Raw genomic sequence first — 23,661 nt, 5'->3', positions numbered from 1 at the left:
GTTCGCCTCGATGACAGTTCTACCAGTCTTTGTTAAGTATACCCTCAACGTTCCTTCTCTGGTCGGTCCGATTTGCGCCGCAAAGGAACGTCAAGAATTTGGCTCAGATTGACCCGTTGGTCCGCCTAAAGTCTTAATCAAGGAATACCAAACGGCACCCTATCAAACGGCACCGCAGAATCCCCAATGAGGGTCGAAGCTCTACTTTTTGTCTCTGCCTTAAGTGCGCCCGCGAGGCGGTGTAGGCGCATTGCAGTTCACCGCTTTCGACTGTCCAATAAGGATCGAATATTGGGTAAGGATCAGCCTTCTCAAAGCCCGCCTGAAACATTCAACACGCTTAGGCAGTCACTTTCTTTGCGGTGCCGGCGGTGATCCGGTTGCGGCCAAAGCCGATCGCCAGCAGCGCCGCCATGACAAGCTGCGCCGCGATCCCCTCTGTTGTTGGATAGAGGCCGAGGATTTCGACGCGCGGGAAGCCAAGGACCGGGTTGACGGGCAGCCAGCCTGCTTCCTGCAGGGCGGACACGCCCTTGCCGATCAGCACCACGGCCAGCAGTGCCATCAGTGCCGAGCTGTAGGCGAAGAACTTCCCGAGCGGCAGCGTGCGGCTGTAGCGCATCATCCCCCACGCAATGACGGCGAGGACCGCAACAGCCGAGGCCGCTCCCGCCAACACCGATCCGCCGTTCCCTCCCGTCCATATCGCTGCGTAGAACAGGATCGTCTCGAAGACCTCGCGGTAAACTACGACGAACGACAGGCCGAACAGGAACCACGCCGATCGCGCGTTGAGTGCTGTCGTCAGTTTCTCGCGGATGTAGCGTTGCCAGGCATCGGCGCTGCTCTTGCCGTGCATCCAGATGCCGACCCACAACAGCACCAACGCGGCGAACATCGAGCCGAACCCTTCCGTCAGTTCGCGACTCGCGCCGCTGATCTCGACGGCATAGGTGGCGACGGCCCAGGTCGCGGCGCCGGCAACCAGCGCCGCGACCCAGCCGCCATGCACATAGGGCATCACGTCGCGGCGTTCGGCCTTGCGGAGGAAGGCGAGCATGGCGACGACGATCAGCAGCGCCTCCAGCCCTTCGCGCAGTAAGATCGTGAAGGCGCCAAAGAAGCTGGACGCGCCCGACGCCCGTTCGGGCGCAAGCGTGGTTTCCGCCTCGCCGAACAGCGTGTCGAGCGCGCGTGCCTGATCGCGCACGGACGTTGGTGAAGCGCCGTTGGCGATGCCGGCACGTAGCGCGCCCATCGCGCCTTCGATCCGCACCATCAGCGCGTTGTCGCGCGCCGATAGCATCGGCTCGACCGGCTCGAAGCCGTCCAGATAGGCCGACAGCGCCAGGTTGGTCGCGCCCTTGCGATCACCTCGGGCATAGGCGGTAACGGCCTCGCCGAGCCGTTCGCGGGCCAGCGACAGTGTGCCGGCGTTTTTCGGCACGACCGCGCCAGGGCTGTGACGCAAATAGGCGATCACGGCATCGGCCTTTGCCTCGCCGATCTCGCCGGCGAGATTGGCAGGGGTCATCCCGACCAGCTTCTCCATGTTGATCCGGGCGCGCAGGTCCGCATCGCTCTTCCAGATGCGTTCCCCTTCCGCGACCTTGCTTGCCGGATAGGCGAAGCTGCCGGCGTAGAGCGCCAAGTCCCAACGATCCTGCGGTGGCAGATCGGCGAAGCTCACCATGCTGGTGCCGTCGATCCCCTGCTCCAGCACCTGATAGAAGGCGAAGGTGCTGCGTTCGCGCGCCCGTGCCTTATTGAGGAACGCGATCGGCGGAGGATCGAGACCGACCGACTTTGGTCCTTCGCCGTCCCCGGTGACGCCGTGACAGCTCGCGCACTTCTGCTCAAACAGCGCGCGCCCGCGTGCGAAGTCGGGCGCAACGACGGGCGCGAGCGGCACCGGATATGCCTTGATGAGGTCAGCCGCGAGGGTGTGGGCCGCAGTCCCTACCGCATCTGCGGGGGCTTTGGCCGCAATCAATCGATCAAGTGCGCTGGCTTTGCGCAAAAGGTCTGGCTTGGCGGCAGAGCTGTCGAGTTCGATGATGCGAGCGCGCGCCGATGCCGAGAACTCCTGCATCTCGGCATATTCAGTGGCGCTGACGATCCGGCCGTCCTTCACCGCTTCCGGATAATCGACCGCCACATAGTCAAGCAGTCGCCATGCGGTCTGGACGGGCGAGGCAGTTTGCGCGTCAGCTGTGCCAGGTAGCAAAATTGCCAGCATCGCGAGCAGTAAGCACAATACGGTACGATTGCCCCGCGGTGGCGTTCGAGTCGTTAGCTGTCTCCCGTCCCACAACGACACGGCAGCGATGGCTGGCCCGTCCCCAGCGACCTGATCAAGGTTCATCAATCGACCTAGTGCACCACCCATGATGCTAGTAATGCGAAGCGTTCGCAAGGTCCACAGCCGGGTTGTTGAAAAGCGTCCCGATGGTGGCGGGTACGGTCGGGGGCGGAATGACACCCGAAGGCTTTGCGCCCCCGTCCCGCTGGGATCGTGAAAGGTGAATACACGACGGCTAAAACCCATACGCGCGGCCGGCAAACAAGCAGCCGGCATGGCATCCAACCCGCGAAGGACGGCGCTGTTGGCCAGCATGCCATAGGCGCAAAATAGCTGAGGACATGTCGGCGAGTGGCTGCGCCGATCAGTCAGGCTGGATTGATCGCATTTTGACGATTGTCGCGGTGCGTACCCCCAGATATTGGGCCATCACTCTTGGGGAGTAGCTACCCGCGGTATGCGGGGCCATCGTCAACATCCTTGAGCCCATATGTGGTTCGTGGCGATGGCAGCAGGCGGCAGGCCTGCCCGGCGAGACCAACGATGCACCACCTCTCCCGTGGCCAGAGGTGGACCTGCATCGTTCGGTTATGGCCCTGGGACGAATTCGATGACTGGTCTGCTTACGCTGGGCGCCCTTGGCGCCAGCCTGTCCGTGGATGCCTTTGCTGCCGCAGTCGGCAAGGGCGCCGCCAATCAACGCAACCGCTGGACCGACGCGCTCCGGGTGGGGGCAGTGTTCGGGTTTTTCGAGGCGATCACCCCCGCGATCGGTTGGGGTATCGGCCTGGCCCTCAGCACCTGGATCGCGGCCGTCGATCACTGGATAGCGTTCTTCCTGCTGCTCGGCGTCGGCGGTCACATGATCCATGCCGCCATTCGGGCTGCCGACCCTCTCGATGCTCCCCGTGCCGACAGCAACAGCCTTTTTCGCCTGATTGCCACCGCGCTGGCCACCAGCATCGATGCGACCGCGGTCGGCGTCAGCCTCGCCGTCATGCAGGTCAACATCCTGACCGCCTGCCTGGTCATCGGTGGTGTGACGACGGTCGTGGCGACGCTTGGGGTCATGCTTGGCAAGCACGCCGGCAGCTATATCGGCCGTTATGCCGAAATGCTGGGTGGCGTCGCCCTGATTGTCATTGGCGGATCGATCCTGTTCCAGCATCTTACCGCTTGAACGGAAATCGGGAGACGCGGACATGACGAGGCAGCACAACGGCGTTGCGCGCTACAACAATGGCGCCATCGCCTTCCACTGGGTCATCGCCGCGCTGGTTGTCGCGCAGGTCTATGTCGGCTGGACCTTTGCCGACATGGAGCGCGGCGATCTGCGCACCGAATGGTTCAACTGGCACAAGACGCTGGGCTTTGCGATCCTGCTGCTCAGCATCGGTCGTCTGGGCTGGCGCATCGCCAATCCCCCACCGCCCCTGCCGGCGGAGACGCCGCGTTGGGAAGTCACGCTCGCGCGGATCAACCACACGCTGTTCTACGTGATCCTGATCGGCTTGCCGCTGACCGGCTGGATGTATGTCTCGACCGGCAAGCCGTCGCTGACCAGTTCGACCACGCCCCTGATCGGCGGCTTGGCATGGCCGTTTATTCCCGGTCTTCCTCGAGGAGCGCATGGCAGCTTCGAGCAGGCGCATATCCTGCTGGTCTGGCTGACCTACGGTCTGTTGATCCTGCACGTCGGTGCGGCTCTCAAGCACCAGTTCGTCGATCGTAGCCGCATCGCCAACCGCATGCCGCCTTTCGGGGTGCGGAACCCTTGATGGCCGAGCAGACCGCGAAGCCGACAAACATCCTGAAACTGGCGGCGGGGAGCATCGCCGTCAGCCTCGTCGTGCTTGGGCTCAAGTATCTCGCCTACGCCCTTACCGGCAGCGTGGCGCTCTACTCGGATGCCATCGAGAGCATCATCAACGTCGTGACCGCCATTGCGGCATTCTTCGCGATCCGCGTTAGCCTGCGTCCGGCTGACGCGAACCACCCCTACGGGCATTCCAAAGCCGAGTATTTCTCGGCCGTACTGGAGGGCGTGCTGATCCTCGTCGCCTCGCTCGCCATCCTGCGCGAAGCTTATGGTGCGATCCTCGATCCACATCCCCTCCAGGCACCCGCGCTCGGTCTGGCCGTCAGTGCCGCGGCGACGGCGCTGAACGGCGCCTGGGGCTGGCTGCTCATCAGCACCGGCCGCAAGCGGAGATCGCCTGCACTGGTCGCGGACGGCAAGCATCTGATGACCGACGTCTACACGTCCGGTGGGGTCATCGTCGGGGTGCTGCTGGTCACGCTGACCGGTTGGGCGACCCTCGACCCCATCCTTGCCGGGCTCGTCGCGCTGAACATCCTGTGGTCCGGCTGGGGGCTCATTCGAGAGAGCGTGGGTGGCCTCATGGATACGGCTTTGCCAGCCGAAGACCTGGCAGCGGTGCAGGCGACGATCGACGCGAACATGACCGGGGCGCTCGAAGCGCATGACCTGCGATCGCGCCATGCCGGTCGGATGACGTTCATCGACTTTCATCTCGTGGTCGATGGCGCCATGACGGTGGATGCCTCGCATGCGATATGCGACCGCATCGAAGCGGCGTTGAAGGTCGATCATCCCGACAGCATCATCTCAATCCACGTCGAGCCTGCTTCCAAGCGCAAGCATGGCGCGATGGCAATCGCCTGACCGGGCTGCGACAATTCGGCTTTACCAGACGGATGGTGAGCTGGAATCTTGGATGCCTATTTGCAGGCTCGCGTCTGGAAAACTGAACCCCGAACGCGATCAGCTCGCTGCCAAACGGTTCAGCCGCCGCGGCAGGTCGGCCGTCACCTTGTTGCGTTGATGCGGTTGCGTCTTCTTCCACCCCCGGCATTCATCCTTTGTGCGCCCGCATCCACGGCACCAACCGGTCCGACCATCGAAGCTGCATAGCTCGACACAGGGCGTTTTCATCGTGGAATGATCTCGACCGTCAGGTGAGCCAGCTCGTGTACCGGCTTGAGCCGATCCCGGATCGCTGCGCCGCTAACGTCGGGGTTCGCAATTACACCGACGATGGCCGCATGCGCCTCAGGACCGACACGCCAAACGTGGAGATCTGCGATCCGCGCATCGCCGGGCTCTTCGACCAGCTCGCGCACCTCGTCTGCGACATGGGCATCGGTACGATCGAGCAGCACGGCCGCGGTGTCGCGCATCAGGGTCCATGACCAGCGAGCGATGACAACGGCGCCGACGATGCCCATCACCGGGTCCATCCAGACCCAGCCCAGATACCGCCCGGTCAGCAGCGCTGCGATAGCAAGAACCGAGGTAAGCGCATCGGCGAGGACGTGGACGTAGGCCGAGCGCAGATTGTTATCGCCCTGGTGAGCATGTCCGTGATCGTGATGCTGATGACCATGCCCGTGGTGATCGTGCCCGTGACCATGATGGTGGCCATGTCCGCCCGACAGCAGGAAAGCGCTGGCGATGTTCACCGCCAGGCCGACGGCCGCGATGATGGTGGCTTCCCCGAATGCGACGTTGATCGGCTCGAAAAGCCGAAGCACGGACTCTACGCCGATACCGAGGGCGATCAGCCCCAGCACCATCGCTGACGCGAAGCCGGCCAGATCGCCTACCTTGCCCGTGCCGAAACTGAATGTTCGATCGTGCGCGTGCCGTTTGGCATAGGAATATGCCCCGGCTGCGACCGACAGTGCACCGGCATGCGTCGCCATATGGAAGCCGGCGGCGAGCAGCGCCATGGACTTGGTGATATAGCCGGCGACGATCTCGCCCACCATCATCACAGCCGTCAGCATCACCACCCAGCGGGTGCGGCGTGCGTTCTCGTCATGCGCTGCGCCTAAGAAGACGTGATCGTGCACATGGCCGGTGAGGTCGGAGACAGTCGCCATTGTCGGTCCTACTTTGCGTAGCGGCGGATGACCGCCAGCAGTTCTTCCGCACCGTCGTGACGCTCCTGATCGGTAAGGCCCGGGCGTGAGACATGCGCTTCGAGATGCTCGGCGATGATCTCGTCGAGAAGGCCGTTAACCGCGCCTCTGACCGCCGCCACCAGGTGCAGCACCTCCGTGCAGGAGGAACCGGAGACGAGCGACCGCTCCACGGCGCCGACCTGGCCGGCGATTCGCTTCACACGCGCGACAAGGTCGGCATTGGACGAAGTGAGATGAGACATACCCATACCCCCTACCTCTACATCGGTTAAGCAGCAAGGAGGCCTAGGGCCGATCGACATTCAGCGCAGCCAGATCATGACGGCGGCGAGATGGACGAAGCCGTTGAAGTGGATGGTGCGCCGGTCATAGCGGGTTGCAAAGCGGCGGAAATGCTTGAGGCGGCTGAAGCATCGCTCGATCTGGTTGCGATGCTTGTAGATGTCGGCATCGTGCGGGATGGCGACCTTGCGGTTGCGCTTTGAGGGGATCACGGCGGTGGCGTTCATGCCTGTGATCCGGTCGCGCAAGTCGTTGCCGTCATAGGCTTTGTCAGCGAGTACCGCTTTGGCGCGCTGGCCTTCGAGCAGAGCGGGTGCCGAGTTGATGTCGCTGGCCTGCCCCGGTGTGATGCGCAAGCGCAGGGGGCGACCGAACGTGTCGGCGAGCATATGGATTTTGGTCGTCAGTCCGCCTCGGGAACGCCCCAGCGCCTGATCCTTGGCCCCCCTTTTCCGCTCGCCGCCTGCTGGTGGGCGCGGACGATGGTGCTGTCGATCATCAGATACAGATTGTCCCGGTCCGCCGTCAGCGCCTCGAACACCCGTTCCCAGACGCCTGCATGACACCAGCGGCTGAAACGCCGGTGCACCGTCTTCCACTTGCCGTACCGATCCGGAAGATCGCACCAGTGCGCGCCCGAGCGCAGCACCCACAAACATCCGTTCACGAACAAGCGGTTGTCCGCACCTGTCCGACCCGGATCAGCCGCCTTGCCCGGAACCAGTAACGCTATCCGCGACCATTGCGCCTCGCTCAACTCGTATCGCTTGATCCCCATCACCCGCTCCGCGACTCAACACGGATGCCTATGAATCAGCCTTCAGGTCGTCTTGGAATCCTGAATGTCGATCCGGCCTAGCAAACCCGGTTTTCCCAGAAGCGAAGGGCGGCTGAATGGCCGGCGTCACTCAGTCAGCTTCCCTTCCCCTTAGGGATGGTGTTTTCCCGCAATCTGTTCCCAAAACCATTTTTCCGAAATCGCCTCATGGAGATGGAGTTTCGGGAAAGCCAAGCTGGCTGGAGGGGCCTCGTAGGGGACCTCCGATTGGTAGCCCCCTGCCCCGCCCCATCAGACCGCGGCGATGATCGATTCACACTGGTGCCTTTTAGGTATGCTTATCGAGGACCGGCAACCGACCGGTCCTTTCTGGACCGCAGAACCATTCAAAAAGGACGGAGCGAGCGGAGACCACGTATCGAAGACCGCACCATGTCCATCCATCCACGTTCATTCATGTTGCGGCATCAAAGTGCCTTGCTGAGGCGGAGGGTGACGCTGCGACCGAGTGGATCAAGAAACGCCTTCTGGAACGCGGCCGGGACCCGGCCGCTACCATCATTGACCTGCTGCCGCCGATTGAAGATGTTCTCGATGGACAGCCAGAGTCGAAGCGGCTTTCCCGCTTCATCGCCACTGGCGTTGCCCCGCCGGAAGGTGAAGGAGATTTCGCTGTCGATGGTCCATAACGCACCATAGCGCACCCGGTCCGCCGTGCCTGAGGCTATATCCGTGCTATTGGCAGCGGCGCGCCATCTACCTCCAAGCTGGACATTCAGCCGCTTGTACGACGTTGCCAGATCGACAGTAAGGCGATGCCGACTTGCCCCTTGAACGCCGTCGAGCGGCGTCGCCAGCAGATCGATCGTCTCCCGACCCGGAGCCACAACGAGGCTGTCGCTCAAGACCCATTCATGGGCGACGCTTAGGTCCCAGGTGCCATCCTCGCCTGACAGTGATCCACTCGCATGGACGTTGGGCCTGAGAACGTCCCTGCGTTCCGCCTTACCGTTGAAGGGGCGCACGTCGATCGTCGTGAGCCGGCCCGCAGCATCCCTGCCAAAGCGTGTCGGGAAGAGCCGCTGGAACAAAGGCGTCGGGTACGCTGTCAGGATGAGCGGCCGTGCGACACGCGAGCGCAGATGTTCGATTGTCCCCGAAACCGTCACGCGGCGAACGGTGCTGTTCACCGTAAGTCGAAGCGACTGTTCGGACCGCGTGCTGGACAGCAGACCAGGCGCGCCGCCCGAGATCCGCGTCACTAGGGCATATTGCCCGGTGATCGCATCGGCAACGAGTACCCCGGGGGTGACAATCACAGGATCCCGGTTGTTGCCGAGCGGCGGTTGTGTCCTCGTCACCGCGCGACCTGCGTTGAACGAAACCCATGCGGCCGGTTGCCATAAGAACGTCAGGTCGTAGGCGGGCAATCCACCCACCCCGCTCACATGCTCATAGTCGCCGTTCGCTGCCAGCGACGTCCGCCCGACGATGCTTCGCTCGGAATTCGTCAGTGGAATGTCCACCCCGACATGGGCCTGGGAGCGTGACTGGGCGAACGCGCCAGCTACTGCGTCCTCCGTCGCCGGAGATGTGCGCAGCCGTTGTGTCACACCTGACAGACGAAAATTTCCGGTGATCTCGCCAGCAGGCATCTGCGCAAGCGGCGCGTTGCCGGCCAGCGCTGCCGTCAGGCTGGTGGAGGAACTGCTGACATCAAGCGGCGTGAACGCGCTGGGAAGGGATCGAACGGCTGCCGTATCCGTAATGTCGGAAATGCTTCCAGCGACAAGGCTCCCGCTGCGGCTCTCAGCACGGTTTACGCCCAATTCTAGCGACCACGACGCCCGGCCAACACTGCCGTATGCTGTGGCGCCAAGCTGGTAGGATTGCATACGGCTCGTATCGAGGATCCCGCGAACCTCCGAACCTCCGTCACCAGCCGCAGCGCCACTGTCAGGACGGAAGAAGCGGGCGGTCTGGCGTGATGTCATAAGGCTGGCAGAGCCGGACAGGCTGGTGCTGATCGATCCGATCGGTACGGCCATGCCGCCTGTCAGCGTCGCGGATCGACCGGAAGGAAGCAGGCTTCGATAATCCAGCAGCGGATCACCTTGATCTGGAGAGAAAAGCCTTCGCCGGTCGATCGCCATTAGGTGGTCGGTGTTCTGGACCGTGAAAGCGGCGTTCAACCGCTGCTCTTTGATGATTCTGGCGGATCGCAGGCCGACGGAAACGCTCGTTGCGCTTCCTTCTGTCGGCTGCCTGGCTCTTGCCTCGACGGAAACGGACGCGAACTTCGGCTTGAGCACCAGATTGAGCACGTCATTTTGCGACGTTAATCCGTAGGTGCCCGCATGCGCCCGATCGAGGATGTCGATCTGTTGCAGCGCTTCCGGCGGTAGCTCGTTGATGTCCGAGATGTTCGCCAGTCGCCGGCCGTTCACCAGGATCGAGAAAGGCCGGCCGCCGGCACGGCGCTCCAGCTTTGCGATGACCTCCGCGATGGTAAGGGCGCCCAGGCTGTTGAGACTGCGCGTGTCATAGGAGTCTTTGGGGGGGTTGACGGGTTTCTCTCGGCGCCCTGTCACGACGATGTCGTCCTGCTGCGGTGCTTCGGCCTGGAGCGCGTTGGCACTGCAAGGCCACGACGTCAGGGCAATCAGGAGGAGTAATCCCTTCCGTAGCAAACCCCAACCTTTCGACGACACGGGTGCTGGCGTCATACAACCCACAATGGGCGCGGCATAGACCGGCTCTTCCAGACGGCACCAAGTGTTAACAGAAACACTAACATACAAATCTTATGGCGAATCTACATTACACCGCAGCTTCTACCTTTGCGACAATCGCGTTTCAGGTTCATTACGAATCTAATAACGTTATCCGGCTCTTGAAAATACCTGTTCTTCTAATATGCTTCGCATCATGGGCGAATCCATTTGCCCATGACACGGGAGAATCGGTGATGAAGAAGATTGCGCTTTTCGCAGTGCCTGCCTTCGGGCTCGTCGCGGCAACCTCGGCTCAGGCGGCAACGGTCAGCTGGCGTACGCAGAACAGCACCAATGCCGTTGCGTCGCCCACCTATCAAAATACGTGTGGCGTCATCAATCCGGCGCTTGCCCCAGTCGCTGCAGGCGCGACCTCTGGCGTCTCCCAGGTAAACTGCGGAGACACTTCGGCCGTCTCGTTCCAGTATACGAGTGGTTCGAAGGTCTGCCGCTTCGGGCTCAACAGCTTCTACAACCCCGCAAATCCGATCACGGGCGCGCCGGCGTATTACAGCACCCAGCCGACCGTGCAGTCGTCGTCCGGCGGCGCGCGCTGCACCATCACCACCAACTCGTTCAGCACCACCACCGGTGTCTATAGCGGAACCGTTCGCATTCAGTGACCCTGGGAAGCCCGGTGCAAGAGCGCCGGGCTTCGCCTTTGATTAACTACTTTGTGGCAACTATCCGTATCGGATTGTCAGAAGGCCGGTCCCATGCAGATTGCAAACAGCATCACGGGTTTCTATCGGCCGGCCGCCCTACCGGTCCGGCCACAGGAAAATGTAAGCGGCTCGAAGACCAGCGACGCGACATCCGCTCCGGCATCCGCTGGCGTAAATAGCACCAAACCTGCCGTTTCGGCGTCCTTCCGCGACTCTGCCCGCCAGAAGCTGGACGCGGATTATGCGAAAGCAAAAGCGTCCGGCACTAACATTGTCATGGATACCACCTATGGTGGCCGTCACCTTGATGTTTCGGGATTATCGGATCGGGAATTGGCGGCAGTCGTAAAAGGGCAAGGATTCACAAAGGATGAAAGCCTGACGGCTCACGCGGAATTAGCCGGCCGTATGGCGACAGCATTGAACCCCTTCGCAGGGAGTCCTGGCGATCACGCGAGAGCGGTGAAGGCGATGTACCCCGCACTTCCGCAGGATGTCAAAGATGCGCTTGGCTGGAATGAAGCCATGCTCGAGATGGGTGATCGCATCATCAATGCGGATCCGAAGCCTGCTGACGAGAAAGGTAAGATGAAATCGTTGTTCGACCGGCTCCTTGAGGGTCAGAGCGATCCGAAAGCGCTCCGGATCGACACGAGCCTTATCGAGGTAAAAGGCGGATCGGTGAATCTGACTGCCTGAAGCGCAGCGCGCCCGTCGGTCAGAGCGAAGACCCTACGGTTTGCGATGGCCAAATACGTCGTGGAAGTCGAGATCGACGCTCTGCACTGAGTCCGTCAAATCTTCGGTTACAGGTTCCAGCCCGATCCTGAGAATGCAATTTTCGGCTTCGATCAGGTTGTCGCGGGCACCGTACAGCGCAAGCAACACCGGATCGGCCCCTACCTTGTCGGGCGGCATCATTACCCTCGCCGGGCGGTAGAGGTTTTCGATGTCCTGAACGATCTCCCGCATCTTGCGGATCAGCTCATCGCCAGTCTGGACGCTCAACTCGGCGATCCCAGCGGCCGATACCGTAATTTCCCCGCTCATCGTCCCGTCCTCTTCCAACCTTCGGTTATGCGAAGCCTTCGGCCGCGTGATTACGGAACGCCTCCTCGTCGCGGACGTAGGTCGCCAGCATCTCGATCGACTTATGCCGGCTATGCTCCTTCATCTTGAACAAAGTGGCGCCGGTGCGACCCGCTTCTGTCAGAAAGCCTGCGCGCAGGGAATGGCCAGCGAACAGCGCTGGATCATAGCCGACCGCCGCAGCGCGCTTCTTGACCACCAGCGCCACCGATTGCTCGCTGAGCGCGGTGTCGGTGACGCGGCCGTGGGGGGTAAGCCGGCGGAACACCCTGCCCTCGCTGATCCCCGCGGCCTTCAACCAAGCCCGGTAATGGCGCACCGGCTCGATCCGCCGGCCCTCCAAGATCGCGACAGACTGACCTTTGCCGTCCTGGTCGGTCTTCGAGAAAGGAATCGTCACCGACAGCCCGCGCGGATGCGGCACGACGTCCTCGATCCGAATCCCGACCAGCTCCGAGCGGCGGAACGCGCCCATCATCCCCATGGTGAGCAGCGCCCGGTCGCGCAGGTCGACCATGCTGTCGCCGGTAATCCCGCGCAGGATGTCGCGCAGCACGTCGGCATCGGCGGGCCGTTTGCTGCCCGGCTTGTCGGCGCGCCTGGCGTTGCGGATCCCGCGCATCATCGTGGTGAGGGTGGCGGCACCGGGTTGCGTGGTGGGCGGCTCGACGCCGGCCGCGCGGTGGACGAACACGATCGCGGCCAGGCGGCGTTCGATCGAGGCCTTGGCGAGCGGCCGCCCCGCGGAGAAGGTCGTGCCGATGTCGGCGATCTCGGCGAGATAGGCGCTGGTCACCGCGGGGGTCGCCGGGAGCGGCGGATAGCCGCGCGCCGCGCACCAGGCGGTGAACAGCTGCCAGTCCGAACGGTAGGCCTTGATGGTCGACGCGGCCGAGGCACGCGCGACATACGCCTTCACCCGGGTGTCATCCTCCACCGTGATGCCGTTCAGCAGCGGTTGCTCCGCGCCACGCTCGGCCGCGATTAGCGCGACGGTCGTTCGCCCTGCCCCGCCGCTTTCCTCCCCTTCCGCGTTGCCCGTCATGCTTCTTCCAAGGGCTGGCGAGGATTTTTGAACCTCACCCGGTACGGTTCGCCCTCGCCACGCGGGAAGTGAGACAGCACGACATCGAATGGTCCCAAACCGATGTCGTCGCCCCCGGCTTCCTTCACCACCTCGATCGCCGCGTCGATCGCATCGCGCAGTTCGGACAGCGAGGTCACCGGCCAGCGCTCGATAATGCGGCCGATCTCACCACGGCGGTCCATATCGAGCAGGATGCCGAACACCTTTACCAATCCGGAAGGTTCGTCATCGTCGCGCGGCGTGCGCGGTGTATCCGGGCGTTCAAGCCCGCCGCGCCGTTTACGTGCTGACGGCTTCGCTCTTCCGGAAGCGATCATTTTGGCATTTGCAGCCTTAGTCATGCTCGGATCGGCCCTTTTGCCACGCTTTGGAACGAACCGCGTCGTAGTAGCAGGAAACAACCTTATCGCTACCACGCAAGCGCAGCAATACGTGGACTTCGTACAAAACGGCATTGTTTACGTGACGGATTGGCTTCATAAGCGATCCGCCACATAGGGGAACCGTTATGAGGCAGTTTGTCACCGCGCGCGAGTACGTCATTGCCGCCGCTGCCGATCCGGCCCTCGCCTGCATCCCCTTCCAAGTTGCGGCCGATGGGCTCGACGTCGGCCGCAGCGCCATCGAGGCGCGCGTGCGGGCCGGCAAGCTGGTGGCGATCGCGATCGACCGCACGCGGTATGTCACCGTAGCGTCCGTCCAGCAGCAGCTTCGTGAGTGGGACGATGAGGTCGCGACGATCACCCGGTTGTTGGAGATCGAGGCGCGGCGTGGGACCGCGACGCTCTCCTACAATCCGGTGATGGGCACCGTTGGCCGCAAGACGACTGTGCCGAACGACCGCAAGATCATTGGCCATATCCTCGGCGCGATCTCCCGTACCAGCTTTGAGACGCATGGCTTCCTGCTAACCGCGATGGTCGTGCGCAATGGCACGTCCCGCCCCTCCCCCGCCTTCTATGATCTCGCGGATGAGCTGGACCCGTCCTATCAGGAGGCGGAGACCAACGCCGATTACCACGATCAGCAAATCCAGCTGATCCAAGAGCATTACGCAGGGTCGTAATGCGACAGCGTTTTCAGCGTCACCGCCCTTCGTAGTTATTCAACAGGATCTCCAGAAAGGCACCGTACGTGTAGCGCTCCTTCTTGGCGGCTGCCTTGAAGCGCGCAAGCATCTCACTGGAGGCCCGGATGTTCAATTGGCTCTCGGCATCCGCCTCTCGGCTCGGGAATGCGGACGCGCGATCGACTACGCGGCGTTGTTCGTCTGGACCAGCGTCCTGCCGTTCAGCGGGCTGGATCGGTTGGAAGTCATCCAGGCCGCCAAAATCAAGCGCCTTGCGTGCAGAGTCTGTCATGCCACCCTCTTCTGATTGGCTCCGTGCGCGCGGAGCATCGCTACTACCTCGGCGGCAAAATCGGATGCGTTTCGGATAGCAGCTTCGACATTGTTGACGTCTCGTGCCGACAAGCCACGCGGACCGCCGCCTACCGAGAATATTGCAGAATAGGCATCTCGATCGTGGATTTCAGTCTCGAAGACGGGCGTTTTGTCGTTGGCCTTAAACTGCCCGGAGACAAATCGGGCTGTACGGGACTTAGCTACAACTCGTGTTTGCGTGAATAGCACAGCGAACGGGATCGTTCGCCTCACCGCCTTCATATCTCGCTTAAGTTCTTGGATTACATCGATCGCGGCGAGCGCGTCCTGTTGCTGCTCTTTCATCGGTATAACCACGAGGTCGGATTGACTAATGGCGTAGCTTGTCAGGCGCGACGCCGTTCCTTCGAGGTCGACTATGACAAACTGGTTCTTTGCACTCGCAGCGTCGATCTCGTCCAAGATCGTCTTCTCCGACGAGTTGGTAACTACAGTCAGGCGTGCTGGCTTCCCCGGAAGCGTAGCCCAAGTCGTCAACGGGCGCCGAGGGTCGGCGTCTATCAGGCACACAGTTGCATGCTCCGCCAACTCGCACGCAAGTATCAAGGCTGAGGTGGTTTTGCCTGATCCGCCCTTCGAGTTCGCAAACGTCACAACGGCCATCGCCAAACTCCTGATAGCAGTACCTAGCACATGCTAGCGACAGCTATCCTAGCGTAGCGGATCATCCCGATCAATACCCTATGATAGGCTACGGTATCCTAGCCTAGGCTAGCTTATGGTAGGCGACGCTACGCTAGGTTTTTCTACGGTCGGCTAGCTTGGAGTAGCATGGGATAGCATGCGCTAGCTTGCGGATCATATTCGCAGACCGACTATGACGAGGGCTATCGCGATGACGCCGCCCATCGTTTTGACGATGCCCAAGGACCTAGCCACCAAGCCGCTGCTAGTAGTTTGCCATGTGCGGTCGATAGCTGTTTTCACGCTTAGGGTTCCGTCGACCAGCAGCAGCGAACCAATCGCGAAAAGTAAGATCGTCACCGCTTTCGCGAAGGTGCGGGGATCCATTTCTGAAAGCACGAAGGACAGGATGATAAGCATTGTCACAAGCCCGTAGGCTGAGCCTAATAAATCAATGACATTGCAGAGCCGGTAGTATTTGGGGCGTCTTATGATTATCACAAGCATCAGCGGACGTTTGCACCTTTGACACGGCTCGATCTTCCTTGGCGCTGGAAGACGCTGGACGATGTCAGCGCAGCATGGGCACCTGACATCTGGATTTGGTATGAGGCCGAGCGTCCGACCCGTGCCCGCGCCGTAGACTTCAGCGACGTCAATGGTTGTCGCCATACTCGCCTTCCTGGTTGTCCCAAGCAACGTCGTCCCCGCCAAGATCGTGATTGAGGGCAGGGGGATCGCCCCTGAAGCAGGCGGCGTCGCAGTGGATCATCGGCCTGCCGCGACAAAGCATCTGCTGCGCCCCATCCATGATCGGCCAATTCCCCAGTCGTTGGCATGGATTGTTATGCCGGTCGCGGAAACCGCATGGCACCGCGATCGGCTCTCGCAGCTGATGCGTGACTACCGATGCGGCGCCATCGTCGACGGTTTCTGCAGACTCAAATAGATCGGTTTGCGTCAACATCACAGCGGCCTGTTGGTTGGAGGGAGAGGGGCTATCGCAGCCTCTCTCCCCTCCCTCCCCCCTCTTCTCTATCGCTTCGGAGTACCTGCCGTTGCGGCCGAGGGTGCGGCTACAGGGGTCGCAGGCGCCGACGGTGCGGGGGGCGCCGTCTGGGCGGCTGCTGGCGTCAGGCGGCTTTGAGCCTGCGTCATGAGCTTCCTCAGGGCATCGAGCATGGCGAGCGAGGTGATTTTGCCCATGTCGGTCGAGGTGTAGTTTCCACCCAGCGCGCCAACGCCAGCGTTCGTCAGGATGCCGCCGCCAATGATCGAAAGGTCCTTCTTGCGTGCAGAGCCAGTCGCCACGGCCTGCTGAATGCCCGTCTTGACCTCGACCAGCGTCAGCATGGTCTGGCTCGCCTTGACCTTCTGCTTGAAGCCAAGGCCGCCCGGGAACATCGAGCCGAGACCACCACCGCTGCCGCCAGAGTCGTTGTCGGAATACAGAACCTTTGCCTGCAGCAGGTAGTCCGCTGCCTTCAAGGTCGCCTGGTTGTTGGCGCCTGCCACTGAGCCGCCGGCCGCCAGCTGGCGTTCGCGCTGGAGGGCATCGAAGCCTTCGCCGCGGTCGACAATCTGGAAGCAGCCGCTCTGCGCGACGAGCAATTTGAGGAGGGGCAGGGGGTCCACACGCTGGCTACCGCCATTCTGTGCCTCCGCCATCCGGATCAGCGCCGCCATACCGGCGGGCAGCCCGTCGGTCGGGCTGGCGGCGCTTTGCTCCTCGACCAGCGCGATCGTGCCGAGCGGACGATCGCAGCGCGGCACCTCCGTCGTCTCGTCGACGCCCATGCCGCCTTTCCCGAGCTTCTGGGCGGCTGCCGGAGCCGCGGCGATCGCGAGCATCCCAATGATTGCGATTGTCCTGTACATGGTAGTCCCCCTGTTCAGTTGAGTGGTTTCGGGTTGGTGATGTTGATGCTGGTGTGGAGATTGCCGGCCGGCGAGCGGTGCAGGTCGATCATGTGAAATCGCCGGCGAGTGAAGACCATCGGCCGCACCACCGTTTCATACGTGGTCGATGCGCCAAACCAGGTCGTCAGGCCGTGCCACTTGTCCCCCTCGACAATCCTCATCCGGTAGGTTCCTGGCGGCACCGGCACGGATACGTCCTCGTTCCGGTTCACATAGACCGAGATGACATGCGCATCGGTCTTGCGATCGAATAGCTGCACGACAGCATTTGCCTGTGCCGCTGTCACCTCGATTCTGGATATCGCCGTCTTCGGGTCGACGCTGTCGTTGACCGTGACGGTGCCTGAAGCGGGGAAGGGCAGCTCCACCTCGCGGTCGGGGATCCAGCCAGAGCGCTTTGCCTCCCGGTAGGCCGGGATAAGGATCGTCAGCGAGGATAGCAGAAGAATCCATTTTCCTGCCCGATGCGCTCGCGGCCGGGGCGTGGGGCGGTAGCGGTTCTTCTGATAGTCGAAGCCGCGATTGGCGCTATCGAACCATGCGCCTCCGCCACCGCTGCCGCTTCCGTTGCCGCCCCCTCCGATCCAGCTCGCGCTTCCAAGGGGCACCGCCTTGCGATGTCCGTCACGAAGCTCCTCGCGCCTGGCCTTCTTGTCGTTCCACTGCGTCTTACCCGGCGCTGCTCCCTGACGCTGGCGATAGCGGTCGCGCATATAGTCGCGATCATCGAGGCCCATGAGCACCTCCCGCCGCTTCCTGCTCCCGACGGCTGACGGCGCGGCGGTGAAGGATCCCGAGCTGCTGGGCAAAGTCGGCGATCGCGTAGGCGAACTCGTCCGCGACATCCTGCTCAGCCGCGCACGTTGGTGCGATCGAGGCTGCGGCAAGCACCAGGTGGGCAGCGGCGATCGGGTGTGCCTCCATCAGGTGGAATGACTGTGTACGGAAGCTGTCGGCCAGATCGACGTCGGCGGGGGCGTCCGATCCGACTTGTGTCGCGGTCGATGGCATCGCTCTATCCTGCGACATGGCTTCCGCCCTCCACGCGACCCTGACAGTTCGGTATGGAAGACACGTCCGCCGTGTCGCCGGTGGCCGGCGGCAGAGGCGTTGACTGCAAGGCATTGCGGATTGCCAAGGCGCCCGCGGTATCGCTCAGCCAGTTACGAAAGACCGGGTTCCAGCGCGCCACTCCCTCGCATGCCCGGCGCAGGCGATCGCGCGAGGCGTCATCGTGGTCGGCGAGGAAGGCTACACGCCCATCGGGCAGCGTCCGTTCGTAGATACCTGGTATGACCTCGCTTTTGGCTGACGCCTTCCCTGACGGCGGAATGGACGATGGCGCTGGCTCTGGCTCCAGAGGTCGCTCCGGTGCCATCGGTGCAGCCTCAGGCTCAAGCTGGGGCGGCGAGGCGTCCTGTACGTCTTCACCGATGTCATCATCCGCAGGATCGTCGTCCACTGTCCCGATTGTAGTGTCCGGAGCAATGCTCGAGCGGACCATCGTCGATACCTGCTCGCCGGCAGGGCGAGACGACCGCACGCCGATCATCTCCTCGATGCTGCGCGGATCGGGCTGGTGATCGCCGGCCAGCTGGGCTCCGATCGACAGCAGCGTCTTCGCGGACACGCCGGTCGAGAAGAGCCGGCCGAGCGGCGTTATCCCCCCGAAGGTCGTCCAGGCGGCAATGAAGTTGTCCGCCTTGTAGATTGCGACGTCGGCACCGATTTTCGACCGGTCGATCGAGCAATCCGGCGGGATGATGACGAAGGCGCCGATGGTTTCGAACGCGATGTCGTGGCTTCTGGCTCTCAGCCACGCGCGCAGCACCTCCTTCTGACGTCGGGCCTGAGCAAGCGGGTTCGGGATATCGATCGGGCGGCGCCGGCCCTCGTACCAAACGAGCCATTCGTCATGTTCGTTCTTCGACAAGCGGCCGCGATAGTTCTTCACCTCGATGACCGCCGCGGTACGCGAAAGGCGCGAGAGGATGACGTGGTCGAACTGCGCGTAACCGCCGATACCGTCGGGCAGCCGCAGATCGTGCAGCAGCGCGTGGTTGGGCGCGTCGTGGAAGTGGCGGTCAAGAATGTGCGCGGTCGAGCGCTCACCCTCCAATCCGCGCCGGCGAACCATCGCGTTCTTCCGCGCCCGCTCGTGCAGCTGATCGAAGCCAGCGGTATCGATGAAAGCCGACATGGCGGCACACTCATCAGCCTTTGTGGATGGCTTGACGATCATCGCTCGCGAACCTCAAACCGTCTCTCGGTTTGCGCGACCCATTCCTGCTCTGAGTGCGGTCGGCGCACAAATTCGCGCTCACCGACGGGGGAAGGGCGGCGATCTCGATATCCGTCGTCGCCCGAAGACAGCCAGGTGAGCGAGAGGACAGCTAGCACCAGGGCAACTGCCCCCAAAAGAAGGCGCTGCTGGCGTTTGACTGACGCATTCACTGCTACCGGCGTCGGCTCTTTATGCCGTAGTCGTGCCGCTTCATCGAAGTGAGCTGCGGAGATCGAAGCCAGCATATTGCCGGCGCGCCGGATGGGGTCGTCGGGTGAGGTGCCGCACAACAACCTCATCGCAGCGCGAACTTGGTCGATCTCCTTGCCGATCGCGTCCAGCCTCGCGGCGTGGCTATCGGCCGGGAAATAGGTTGATCGAACTGCGAACTGAAAGGCGGCCATCACGCCGCAACCTTCAGCGGCTCGGCGACATCAGCATAAGCGACGGAGTCGATCTCACCCCCGGCCAATGCCGTATGATCGCGGATGGCGGCGAGAAGCGCGTTGCCGATTGCATCTGGCCGGTGGCCCCGGGTGTAACCGTTGACGAACAGGATCGTCCCCGGACCGCCCGCGAGCCAGTCGGCGATAGAGACCAGCTTTATTCGCCGGTCCCACTCGGCGGCGTCGAAGTTATAATAGTAGCTTGAGGTCAACGAGTTGGCGATCTCATCCAGTTCGTCATTGTTGAGATCGTCCGTGTCGATCTCCGCTAGCCGGCATGCATCCACCGCCTTGAGGTCCCCTAGCATCTTTCCGAGATGGCGGAGCGTGGGGCGCCGCAACCGTGCTTCCCGCGCGAGAAGTTCGGTTAGGATCATCCGCCGGCCTTCGCCCTTCCATGGCTTTTCAGGCTCCCGCGGCAACAGCATGTCGACAGCGTGGGTAAAGCCGAAGCTGGTCTTATGATCGGCGAAGAAGTCCCAGTTCCCGCGTCGCAGGTCGATGATCCTGTCGACGCCTGGTCTGGCATGAGCGGCCGAAAGACGGTCGCCTTCGTCGACGATAACGACGAGCTCGTCGCGTTGGCCGGTGCTAAGCGCGCAGTCGATTTCACGCGCGGGAATGCTGTCGGCGCTACCGATCAGGACAAACGTGTCGGTCATTGCTGTTCCCCGTTGGTGGTTGATGGTCGAGATTGCGGCTTTCCGGGCCATGTGCGCGCCCGCGCGCCTGTGTTCCCGAAAGCTCGAAGGTCGGTGCTGCGGTCGTGGGTCATCGTCACATGTCCAGACTGAGGTTCTTTTCGGGGAGGCCCCGGATCTGTTCGACGTGGCCGGGCATCGCGGGGAGGGCGCTCAGGTCGTCGTGTTCTGGTGGCGGCAGACCGATCCCGTCGTCCTTGCGATCGCCGCGAGGGCCGCGCCGATCGGCATCGTCCGTGTGCTCAAGCGACGGCATGGCGCCATCGAGGTTCCAGACGTCAGAATAATCCGTGGTCGACTCTCCCATCGGTGGGAGGTCCGTCATGTCGAGGCTGGCGGGATCGATCAGGATCGGCTCGTTGTCGGCCCTGTCAAGACTCTCCATCGCCTTGCTAAGCGCCTCGTCGGCGTCCTTGGTCTTGGAGGCAGATCCGTCGATATCGAGAAGGCCGAGGCTTTCCATCGATGAGGTCTTGTTGCCGGGGTTGCGGTCGAGCTGGCGTTCCAGCTTCTCCTGGTTGTCGACGACCATGATGAGGTCGTCGCGGACGCGAGTTACGACGACGTTGGTCAAAAGCTGGTTGGACAGGTTGCTCTCGAAGCTCTGCATCACCCCGATCGCCTTCTCGGAGGTAACACCCTGCGCCATGTGCGCGTTGAGCGAATAGGCGAGGTCGAGCCGCGACAACATCGGGTCGCCTTTCTCAAGCGTCAGCGTCTCCTTCGACGCCAGCTCCACGGTGACCCGGCCGCCCTCGATCGCGGTGATGGTCGCCATCGCCGCATTGTCGATGCCGCGGTCCTTGTCCGTCGCTGTCCAGCGGATGCGATCGCCTTCGAAAATCCTGACCGTCTCTAGCGTGGTCAGCGCCATACGGTTGTTTTCGTTCAGCGGATCGATGCGCTGTGGCTTGAAGGTGATGCGCTGGCCGTCACGCTCGGTCCGGATCTCGACCTTGCCGTTGGCGAACACACGCTTCACCTCGGCCGCCCCGTGGCGAAGGCTTATTTCTCGAACGCTACCCGTGACGTGAAGCGTCTGACCGGGCTTGTAGAATTGCGCGTAACGCAGCTCCTCGTTGGTCAGACCGAGGGGCTTATGGACAGTGACGAACAGGCCATCACCCTTCAGCATGCCCTCCTTCAGCAAGCCCTCCTGCACGGCCTTATTGATGGTCTCGCGTGCTTCCTTGCCGGAAGCGAAGATCGCGGTGATCGCACGCTCTTCCGCCGGCAGCGCCAGCCAAAGGTCGGCGGCCTTCTCGGCCGGGTTGCTGTCCTCGATGACCTTGTCGCCGAGCACGCGCAGCGCCTGGCTCGCCTTGCCGGCGTTGGTCAGCGCCGCGACAGTGCGCAGCTGGTCGGTACGCTGGCGGATGTTCTCGTCCATCCGCGCCATGGTGACGCCGGCGGCCTGCTGCGCAGAAAAGGACTTGCCGCGATCGATCGGTTGTAGCTGCCGGCGATCGCCGATCTCGCCGATATGCTCGTTGCCGAGCGCGTTCGCGATGGTGAGCAGCTTCAGCATCTGGGTGTCGGAGACCATCGACGTCTCGTCGATTACGATGAGGGTTTCCTTCATCTCCGCGCGCTTCGCCTGCGCCTCGGGCGTGTTGGGGTTGTCGACGTGCTTCTGGTTTTCGATGATGAACGAGGCGATTGTCTGGGCCTCGACACCGGCCGCCCGCATGTCCTCGACCGACATCTCGCGCGGCTTCAAACCCTGCCGCAGGTCGGTGACCATCTTGTTCTGGAAGGCGAGGCCGAGCACGCGCTTGCCCTCCTGGCGCGCGACCGCGGCGGTCGCCTGCAGCATGGTCGACTTGCCGGCGCCGGCGACGCCCTGCACGACCACGATACGGTCGGTGCTCGACACCAGCAGCGTGGCGGCCGCGAGCTGACCCGGGTTGAGCTCGAACGGGGAGGCGGCCTGCAGCCGGTCGGGCGCATCGGCCGCGGCGACGATCGAGGTCGTCTGGCCCTTGCCGGCATCTACGATCGCAAGGATCGACATTTCGGTCTTGAGCGCTTCCTGCGTGGTCACCGCGGCAACGGTCTTGCCATTGACCTCGATCTTGCCGGGCAGGAGCTTTTCCTTTTTGATCAGCCGATCGATGCGCGCCTCGACATGATCGATCGTCACGCCCTTCAGCCCGAGGTCGAGGGCCTTCTTGCTGACCTGGTCGACCTCGAAGGCCGCCTCGCGCTGGCCGAGGATGCGGATCGCGGAGGCGACCGCGAGTTGCGCGTTCGCCTGGCCGGTCGTTTGCACCATCCGGACAAGGCCACGGTCGACCAGCGGATCCGGTGAGCGCAGCAAGCCGGCAACGGTCTCGCGAGCGACATTCACCGCATCGACAATGGTCTGGTAGCCGCGATCGAAGGTCGTGCCGTCCTGCGCCCTGGACGCCCGCTCCGCCTCGGCGAGGAGATCCTTGCCTGTGAAGCCGATCGCCGCGGCACGGTCGATCCAGTCCTTGAAATTATCCTCGCGATCGACGCCACGCAGCTTGGGATCTCGTGTCCGGGCGGTCACCTCGCGCAGCCCCTGCATGCTCTTGATGCCGAGCTTCTCGGCTGCGGCGATGATGTCAGCGCGGCGCTGGCTGAACTCCGCCATCACCTCCTTCGGGACGCCGACGATCTCGAAGGTGCCGTGCTTTCCGGTCAGCTCGGTCTTGTATCCCAGCTTCTCCAGCTCCTCGCGCAGGAAGGCATGGTAGATCGAGCCGATAACGCTGTTGCTCGACCAGATCCGATCGGCATGGAGGGCGTGCATCTTGCCATCCGGCCCCTTCGTCATGTTGGCGACGATCGCGTGATCGTGGGTCTGCGGATCGAGTGCGCGGCTCGTGTCGTGCTGGAACAGCGCGTAGACCAGATTGCCGGTCTTCACCGTCTCGGTCTTGCCGTCCTTGGTGATGCGGGTCTCGGCAAGATTCTTCTCGATCCATGCCATCGTCTGCTGGACCGCCTTGGTCTGTGCTCCATCAGGACCGAGGATGCGCTTGTCGCCGGCGATATAGGCCATCACCGACACCGACTTCGGCGCGGAGAAGGTCAGGTCGTAGCCCGGCCGGCGTGACGCCTTCTGGTCCACGACCCGCTCACCCGAGGGCAGCTCACCGCCGAGCACCTTGGCGAAGGTCTCCTGTGAGACGGCACCGGAGAGGCCGGCTGCGGCCGCGCCTCCACCGCCCCACATGCTGACATCCAGAGCCTTCTCGTCGGTGTAATATTCCCCGCTGACGAAGTCGTCGTTGGTGAAATATTTCGCCGCACCCGAGGCGGATTTGACGGTCGCGATCGAGTGCATC

General features: G+C 62.6%; 25 protein-coding genes, 1 pseudogene and 1 riboswitch. Of the genes and pseudogenes, 6 read left to right on the top strand and 20 right to left on the bottom strand.

Annotation, left to right across the window (positions count from 1 at the left end; translation table 11 throughout):
- Positions 1–340: 340 nt before the first annotated feature.
- On the bottom strand, positions 341–2,239 hold the full coding sequence (locus tag AC07U4_RS22990) for an FTR1 family protein (RefSeq protein ID WP_495197276.1): 1,899 nt from the start codon (positions 2,237–2,239) through the stop codon (positions 341–343).
- 489 nt (positions 2,240–2,728) lie between these two features.
- A riboswitch (yybP-ykoY riboswitch) is annotated at positions 2,729–2,832 on the top strand.
- 80 nt (positions 2,833–2,912) lie between these two features.
- Here AC07U4_RS22990 and AC07U4_RS22985 point away from each other — a divergent pair.
- The 3 genes from AC07U4_RS22985 to AC07U4_RS22975 are packed head-to-tail and all read left to right on the top strand — an operon-like array spanning position 2,913 to position 4,988.
- On the top strand, positions 2,913–3,482 hold the full coding sequence (locus AC07U4_RS22985) for a manganese efflux pump MntP (protein ID WP_495197275.1): 570 nt from the start codon (positions 2,913–2,915) through the stop codon (positions 3,480–3,482).
- Positions 3,483–3,504: 22 nt separating this feature from the next.
- Positions 3,505–4,080: a cytochrome b gene (locus AC07U4_RS22980; protein WP_495197274.1), complete on the top strand. Its 576-nt coding sequence runs from the start codon at positions 3,505–3,507 to the stop codon at positions 4,078–4,080.
- Positions 4,080–4,988 carry a cation diffusion facilitator family transporter gene (locus AC07U4_RS22975; RefSeq protein ID WP_495197273.1) on the top strand — a complete coding sequence of 303 codons (909 nt, stop codon included), beginning with the start codon at positions 4,080–4,082 and terminating at the stop codon, positions 4,986–4,988. Before AC07U4_RS22980 ends, AC07U4_RS22975 begins: the two co-directional genes overlap by 1 nt.
- Positions 4,989–5,087: 99 nt before the next feature.
- On the opposite strand, the gene AC07U4_RS22970 is transcribed toward AC07U4_RS22975, so the two are convergent.
- From AC07U4_RS22970 to AC07U4_RS22950, 5 genes and pseudogenes are all read right to left on the bottom strand, one after another.
- Positions 5,088–5,258: a DUF1289 domain-containing protein gene (locus tag AC07U4_RS22970; RefSeq protein WP_495197272.1), complete on the bottom strand. Its 171-nt coding sequence runs from the start codon at positions 5,256–5,258 to the stop codon at positions 5,088–5,090.
- On the bottom strand, positions 5,255–6,208 hold the full coding sequence (dmeF, locus tag AC07U4_RS22965; RefSeq protein ID WP_495197271.1) for a CDF family Co(II)/Ni(II) efflux transporter DmeF: 954 nt from the start codon (positions 6,206–6,208) through the stop codon (positions 5,255–5,257). Before dmeF ends, AC07U4_RS22970 begins: the two co-directional genes overlap by 4 nt.
- 8 nt (positions 6,209–6,216) lie before the next feature.
- On the bottom strand, positions 6,217–6,492 hold the full coding sequence (locus AC07U4_RS22960; RefSeq protein WP_495197270.1) for a metal/formaldehyde-sensitive transcriptional repressor: 276 nt from the start codon (positions 6,490–6,492) through the stop codon (positions 6,217–6,219).
- A gap of 60 nt (positions 6,493–6,552) precedes the next feature.
- Positions 6,553–7,310, bottom strand: a pseudogene (locus AC07U4_RS22955) (IS5 family transposase).
- A gap of 467 nt (positions 7,311–7,777) precedes the next feature.
- On the bottom strand, positions 7,778–10,036 hold the full coding sequence (locus tag AC07U4_RS22950; protein ID WP_495197269.1) for a hypothetical protein: 2,259 nt from the start codon (positions 10,034–10,036) through the stop codon (positions 7,778–7,780).
- Positions 10,037–10,278: 242 nt separating this feature from the next.
- Between AC07U4_RS22950 and AC07U4_RS22945 the strand changes: the two genes are divergently transcribed.
- Positions 10,279–10,707 (top strand): hypothetical protein, encoded by a 429-nt coding sequence (locus AC07U4_RS22945; protein ID WP_495197268.1) that lies wholly within the window; start codon positions 10,279–10,281, stop codon positions 10,705–10,707.
- Between the two features lie 93 nt (positions 10,708–10,800).
- Positions 10,801–11,448 carry a hypothetical protein gene (locus tag AC07U4_RS22940; protein WP_495197267.1) on the top strand — a complete coding sequence of 216 codons (648 nt, stop codon included), beginning with the start codon at positions 10,801–10,803 and terminating at the stop codon, positions 11,446–11,448.
- Between the two features lie 33 nt (positions 11,449–11,481).
- Here the strand turns inward: AC07U4_RS22940 and AC07U4_RS22935 are convergent, their stop codons facing one another.
- Genes AC07U4_RS22935 through AC07U4_RS22925 form a run of 3 tightly spaced genes read right to left on the bottom strand, consistent with a single transcriptional unit; the run spans position 11,482 to position 13,266 of the window.
- On the bottom strand, positions 11,482–11,799 hold the full coding sequence (locus tag AC07U4_RS22935) for a hypothetical protein (protein ID WP_495197266.1): 318 nt from the start codon (positions 11,797–11,799) through the stop codon (positions 11,482–11,484).
- A 25-nt stretch (positions 11,800–11,824) separates the two neighbouring features.
- Complete coding sequence (locus AC07U4_RS22930) at positions 11,825–12,883, bottom strand: site-specific integrase (protein ID WP_495197265.1); 1,059 nt, start codon at positions 12,881–12,883, stop codon at positions 11,825–11,827.
- Positions 12,880–13,266 (bottom strand): hypothetical protein, encoded by a 387-nt coding sequence (locus tag AC07U4_RS22925; protein WP_495197264.1) that lies wholly within the window; start codon positions 13,264–13,266, stop codon positions 12,880–12,882. The genes AC07U4_RS22930 and AC07U4_RS22925 overlap by 4 nt, the downstream gene beginning before the upstream one ends.
- A gap of 167 nt (positions 13,267–13,433) precedes the next feature.
- Here AC07U4_RS22925 and AC07U4_RS22920 point away from each other — a divergent pair, with 167 nt between their 5' ends.
- On the top strand, positions 13,434–13,991 hold the full coding sequence (locus AC07U4_RS22920; protein ID WP_495197263.1) for a hypothetical protein: 558 nt from the start codon (positions 13,434–13,436) through the stop codon (positions 13,989–13,991).
- Positions 13,992–14,010: 19 nt separating this feature from the next.
- On the opposite strand, the gene AC07U4_RS22915 is transcribed toward AC07U4_RS22920, so the two are convergent.
- The 11 genes from AC07U4_RS22915 to mobF form a co-directional block, all read right to left on the bottom strand.
- A complete protein-coding gene (locus AC07U4_RS22915; protein ID WP_495197262.1) occupies positions 14,011–14,286 on the bottom strand; it encodes a hypothetical protein in 276 nt (91 codons plus the stop codon).
- Positions 14,283–14,972 carry a ParA family protein gene (locus tag AC07U4_RS22910; protein ID WP_495197261.1) on the bottom strand — a complete coding sequence of 230 codons (690 nt, stop codon included), beginning with the start codon at positions 14,970–14,972 and terminating at the stop codon, positions 14,283–14,285. Before AC07U4_RS22910 ends, AC07U4_RS22915 begins: the two co-directional genes overlap by 4 nt.
- Before the next feature lie 195 nt (positions 14,973–15,167).
- Entirely contained in the window at positions 15,168–15,413 is a 246-nt protein-coding gene (locus AC07U4_RS22905; RefSeq protein WP_495197260.1) for a hypothetical protein, read from the bottom strand.
- 235 nt (positions 15,414–15,648) lie between these two features.
- Entirely contained in the window at positions 15,649–15,960 is a 312-nt protein-coding gene (locus AC07U4_RS22900) for a hypothetical protein (RefSeq protein ID WP_495197259.1), read from the bottom strand.
- 68 nt (positions 15,961–16,028) lie between these two features.
- Entirely contained in the window at positions 16,029–16,871 is an 843-nt protein-coding gene (locus AC07U4_RS22895) for a CsgG/HfaB family protein (protein WP_495197258.1), read from the bottom strand.
- Between the two features lie 14 nt (positions 16,872–16,885).
- Positions 16,886–17,650 carry a hypothetical protein gene (locus tag AC07U4_RS22890; RefSeq protein ID WP_495197257.1) on the bottom strand — a complete coding sequence of 255 codons (765 nt, stop codon included), beginning with the start codon at positions 17,648–17,650 and terminating at the stop codon, positions 16,886–16,888.
- Positions 17,637–17,924, bottom strand: coding sequence for a hypothetical protein (locus AC07U4_RS22885; protein WP_495197256.1), 288 nt, complete (start codon positions 17,922–17,924; stop codon positions 17,637–17,639). Before AC07U4_RS22885 ends, AC07U4_RS22890 begins: the two co-directional genes overlap by 14 nt.
- A gap of 4 nt (positions 17,925–17,928) precedes the next feature.
- Positions 17,929–19,113: a nuclease-related domain-containing protein gene (locus AC07U4_RS22880; RefSeq protein WP_495197255.1), complete on the bottom strand. Its 1,185-nt coding sequence runs from the start codon at positions 19,111–19,113 to the stop codon at positions 17,929–17,931.
- Positions 19,114–19,151: 38 nt separating this feature from the next.
- On the bottom strand, positions 19,152–19,601 hold the full coding sequence (locus AC07U4_RS22875) for a hypothetical protein (RefSeq protein WP_495197254.1): 450 nt from the start codon (positions 19,599–19,601) through the stop codon (positions 19,152–19,154).
- Positions 19,601–20,305, bottom strand: coding sequence for a hypothetical protein (locus AC07U4_RS22870; RefSeq protein ID WP_495197253.1), 705 nt, complete (start codon positions 20,303–20,305; stop codon positions 19,601–19,603). Before AC07U4_RS22870 ends, AC07U4_RS22875 begins: the two co-directional genes overlap by 1 nt.
- A gap of 115 nt (positions 20,306–20,420) precedes the next feature.
- A complete protein-coding gene (mobF, locus tag AC07U4_RS22865) occupies positions 20,421–23,660 on the bottom strand; it encodes a MobF family relaxase (protein ID WP_495197252.1) in 3,240 nt (1,079 codons plus the stop codon).
- Position 23,661: the final 1 nt, after the last annotated feature.

The sequence above is a fragment of the Sphingomonas sp. GW821-FHT02B09 genome (assembly GCF_059421875.1).
Note: the sequence above shows the minus strand (reverse complement) of the source record. Positions and strands in the feature narration are given on the sequence as shown.

Bases quoted from the DNA above. Each gene is read 5' to 3' on its own strand.
- AC07U4_RS22870 (WP_495197253.1), bottom strand. From the start codon at position 20,305: ATGACCGACACGTTTGTCCTGATCGGTAGCGCCGACAGCATTCCCGCG.
- AC07U4_RS22945 (WP_495197268.1), top strand. From the start codon at position 10,279: ATGAAGAAGATTGCGCTTTTCGCAGTGCCTGCCTTCGGGCTCGTCGCG.
- AC07U4_RS22990 (WP_495197276.1), bottom strand. From the start codon at position 2,239: ATGCTGGCAATTTTGCTACCTGGCACAGCTGACGCGCAAACTGCCTCG.
- AC07U4_RS22875 (WP_495197254.1), bottom strand. From the start codon at position 19,601: ATGGCCGCCTTTCAGTTCGCAGTTCGATCAACCTATTTCCCGGCCGAT.
- AC07U4_RS22910 (WP_495197261.1), bottom strand. From the start codon at position 14,972: ATGGCCGTTGTGACGTTTGCGAACTCGAAGGGCGGATCAGGCAAAACC.
- AC07U4_RS22975 (WP_495197273.1), top strand. From the start codon at position 4,080: ATGGCCGAGCAGACCGCGAAGCCGACAAACATCCTGAAACTGGCGGCG.
- AC07U4_RS22950 (WP_495197269.1), bottom strand. From the start codon at position 10,036: ATGACGCCAGCACCCGTGTCGTCGAAAGGTTGGGGTTTGCTACGGAAG.
- AC07U4_RS22930 (WP_495197265.1), bottom strand. From the start codon at position 12,883: ATGACGGGCAACGCGGAAGGGGAGGAAAGCGGCGGGGCAGGGCGAACG.
- AC07U4_RS22895 (WP_495197258.1), bottom strand. From the start codon at position 16,871: ATGTACAGGACAATCGCAATCATTGGGATGCTCGCGATCGCCGCGGCT.
- AC07U4_RS22970 (WP_495197272.1), bottom strand. From the start codon at position 5,258: ATGAAAACGCCCTGTGTCGAGCTATGCAGCTTCGATGGTCGGACCGGT.
- mobF (WP_495197252.1), bottom strand. From the start codon at position 23,660: ATGCACTCGATCGCGACCGTCAAATCCGCCTCGGGTGCGGCGAAATAT.
- AC07U4_RS22935 (WP_495197266.1), bottom strand. From the start codon at position 11,799: ATGAGCGGGGAAATTACGGTATCGGCCGCTGGGATCGCCGAGTTGAGC.
- AC07U4_RS22915 (WP_495197262.1), bottom strand. From the start codon at position 14,286: ATGACAGACTCTGCACGCAAGGCGCTTGATTTTGGCGGCCTGGATGAC.
- AC07U4_RS22925 (WP_495197264.1), bottom strand. From the start codon at position 13,266: ATGACTAAGGCTGCAAATGCCAAAATGATCGCTTCCGGAAGAGCGAAG.
- AC07U4_RS22940 (WP_495197267.1), top strand. From the start codon at position 10,801: ATGCAGATTGCAAACAGCATCACGGGTTTCTATCGGCCGGCCGCCCTA.
- AC07U4_RS22920 (WP_495197263.1), top strand. From the start codon at position 13,434: ATGAGGCAGTTTGTCACCGCGCGCGAGTACGTCATTGCCGCCGCTGCC.
- AC07U4_RS22980 (WP_495197274.1), top strand. From the start codon at position 3,505: ATGACGAGGCAGCACAACGGCGTTGCGCGCTACAACAATGGCGCCATC.
- AC07U4_RS22985 (WP_495197275.1), top strand. From the start codon at position 2,913: ATGACTGGTCTGCTTACGCTGGGCGCCCTTGGCGCCAGCCTGTCCGTG.
- AC07U4_RS22885 (WP_495197256.1), bottom strand. From the start codon at position 17,924: ATGCCATCGACCGCGACACAAGTCGGATCGGACGCCCCCGCCGACGTC.
- AC07U4_RS22960 (WP_495197270.1), bottom strand. From the start codon at position 6,492: ATGTCTCATCTCACTTCGTCCAATGCCGACCTTGTCGCGCGTGTGAAG.
- AC07U4_RS22890 (WP_495197257.1), bottom strand. From the start codon at position 17,650: ATGGGCCTCGATGATCGCGACTATATGCGCGACCGCTATCGCCAGCGT.
- AC07U4_RS22900 (WP_495197259.1), bottom strand. From the start codon at position 15,960: ATGTTGACGCAAACCGATCTATTTGAGTCTGCAGAAACCGTCGACGAT.
- dmeF (WP_495197271.1), bottom strand. From the start codon at position 6,208: ATGGCGACTGTCTCCGACCTCACCGGCCATGTGCACGATCACGTCTTC.
- AC07U4_RS22905 (WP_495197260.1), bottom strand. From the start codon at position 15,413: ATGCTTATCATCCTGTCCTTCGTGCTTTCAGAAATGGATCCCCGCACC.
- AC07U4_RS22880 (WP_495197255.1), bottom strand. From the start codon at position 19,113: ATGTCGGCTTTCATCGATACCGCTGGCTTCGATCAGCTGCACGAGCGG.